At 45.3% G+C, this 2,832-nt stretch carries 1 protein-coding gene; it reads right to left on the bottom strand.

The window, feature by feature from the left end:
* The coding region (locus KDK19_RS22535) for a hypothetical protein (protein ID WP_257276376.1) at positions 1-2,611 on the bottom strand (2,611 nt) is incomplete at its 3' end.
* Between the last annotated feature and the right edge of the window lie 221 nt (positions 2,612-2,832).

Below are 2,832 nucleotides of genomic sequence, written 5' to 3'. Positions count from 1 at the left end.
TTTCAATCCTGTCAAGTCTTGTTGCTTTGTCATCACCCTCATTGACATTGATCTCAAGTGCTTTTTCTACGGCTATCAGCATCTCCAGAGCTTCTTCTTCTACCCGCTGTCCGGTTTCTTTGATGTATGTCTGAATTTCTTTAGAAATGGCGTCACGACGGTAATGCACATCGTTCTCTGTATCGAGGTTATCTATATTCAGGACACTTTCCACAGCAGTCAGTTTCTCAAGTACTTCAGGCATGACTTTGGGGTGGCCTGGTGTTTTGATGTCGTTCAGTTCATTTTCCAGCTTTGAAAGATCATAGAGTTTGTTACGCAGCATTGATTCCAGGCTTGTGCGGTCTTTCAGTGTAGTGTCTTCGATCAGATCAATACCAAGTGCCGCTGCCAGAACGGCTTTTGTCTCCTTGATGAAAGCATACTGTTTATCAAGTTGATCATCCATTGTCTTGAGTTGTTGGCGTTGAACTGCTTCTTGAGCATGCATTGCTTCAATTTTTTGAAGCAGGCATTTTTCCTGATCGTGAACATCTGCATGGATATCAAAATCCTGAATCTTCAAATGTAAGGCAATGGCTAAATAGCGGGCTTTGATATGTGCTGTTTTTCTGGTGTATGAGCTGGCGCTTTGCTGAAGATGCTTTTGAATGGACTGAAAGCGGGCATCCAGATCATTTTCATTATCCGGAACAATACCGAGTTGGCCTTCAATAGTGGCCAGATTTATTTTTACAGTGTCTTCCTCAGGTTGTCCTGTTGTGGTAACTGCTCTGAAGATTTCATTAAGTTTCTCCCGGATGCGTTTGGCTTGCTCTTCTGGTGGCATGTTATCATCCCAGTCACCTATGCCAAGCTTTGTTGCTCTTTCAGAATAGTAAGCCTTTCTGGCATCACGAAGTTGTTGTGCCAGGGCTGGAATTTGTTTGCTTTCCTGCTGAAGATCCTGTTCCCGGTTTCCCAGGGCTTCCAGTTCGACACGAAGCTTTACAAGCTCATCCTCGATTCGTTGGTTTATTTGTCGTGCTTTGAGTTTTTCCTCTTCACTGGTAACTTCTGTAGCCGATAAGTGCTGCAACTCATTTTTAATATGGAGGATTGTGGCTTCTTTTGTCTGTAGCTCCTCCAGTCTTTTATACGTTTCAGGCAGCTGCCTGATCATGTCGCTAATCACTTTGTCAGCAAACTGTTCGTCGACCCCGGGAGGACCGATCTCCTTTTTGCTGATAAAGCGAATAACAGACATGAACGTTTGAATAAAGCGTTGATTAGTCAGAAGCTCTCTAATTACGGGTTTGAAGCCGAAGTGTTTTTCGAGTTGAAACTTTAACCAGGTTGGCGTGATGACAGACCAGACCGCTTTGATGTGTCCAAATGTGAATTCAAATTGATAGTCATTGTCCGGAGTAGCACTGGTCAATGCCTGCCGGAGATATTCATAGTATATAAGCCTGGCCAGTGGATATAATTTGAATTCAGTTTTGCGTTGTTCGTAGTGTGCAGCTGACTCCTCAAGCAGTGCCAACTGCCTGCTCCGAATAACGTACTGGTAGATTCTGGTGTCGTAGCTTTTAATCTGTGTTTTTAGTGCCTCAGCGGGATAATTGTTCTCAGCTTTTTCCAGGAGTTTATGGAGGTTTTCTATAAAGGCGATATCATTCGGATACTGCAACTGACCATGGAAAACAATAACCTCCCCCGGAGTTTTTTTTACTTCCAGCTTTGGATAGCCCTCAGGCACAGGGTAAGCATAAGTATCATCTTCGACGTGCACAACATATCCGATGGGTTTACTGTGTTTTAACAGTTCATTAAGAGCCTGCTGTTGTAAATCCTCTCCCAGGACATGAACCTGAATGTAGGCAGAGGTGGCTGCTGCAAGGAGAGCCTCATCATTGACGAAGAGCGATTGGCCCAGGCGCTTCAGTTCAGGAGGCTGATCACCTCCGGAGATAAGACGCATGAAGGTACGTCCATTCACTTCAACTTGTTCTACTTCAATGGTAGCGAGGGCGACATAGTGGTCACGGGTGCCGAGTTTTCCTGCTCTTTGATCGGCACCTTCGAGCACTTCGGCCAGTTGTGCGGGTCTGGCAATTTTTGTCAACGGCTCCAGAGGTTCGATGCAATCCATTTGATCAAACACAGCCTCAACTGAATCCTGATCGGTCATTCCGGCCCTGACTTCAATGACCAGTTCTCTTTCTTCAAGGTTATGGGTGAACCTGAAGACACCCTCATCAGCCACCTTCAAAATTTTGGTGTATTTCTGAGCAACGTCATTCTCGTCTGTTTCAAACAGATCAACAATGGCAACACCAGCGTCGATGCCAGAAAGAACGTCTGTGAAAGAAGGAAAGACAAAGTCTGCATTGAATGGAGCCGGATCTGGGTAGGTGGTGGTAAAGGATTTGGGTATTGGCTGCTGGTCATCACCTAAAGTCGGCTTAACTACGGCCTCACTCTGGATCAGCTCCGCTCGTCCATTGCCGTGAATACCAACAAACTTTGTCAGCAGCCTGCGATCAGCCAGTGCCTGTGTAACCATGATGGAAGAGCTGATGGCAACAGCCACTGCAAGGCTTAATGCATTGAGACGAGTATATGTCATTCTACTACCCTTATCGTCACCCTAACCTTGCTCAAAATCTGCCTGTGTTGGTTTCACGACTTCAGGCAGAAGGCCTGATTGAGCGATATTTCTCTTGTCATGTACAGGAACTCTCTTATCATCGCTTTATTGCCATTTGTAGAAGGCACCCAGAGTGTAGAAGTAAGGAATACTTTCTGCGTGGGAGAATGACCATTTAGGCACATTTTCCTTGAAGTATT

It is taken from the genome of Endozoicomonas sp. ONNA1 (assembly GCF_024606325.1).
In the GTDB taxonomy this organism is placed as follows: Bacteria; Pseudomonadota; Gammaproteobacteria; order Pseudomonadales; family Endozoicomonadaceae; genus Endozoicomonas_A.
The sequence above is the reverse complement of the archived record's forward strand: the minus strand, read 5'-3'. Positions and strand labels throughout refer to the sequence as shown.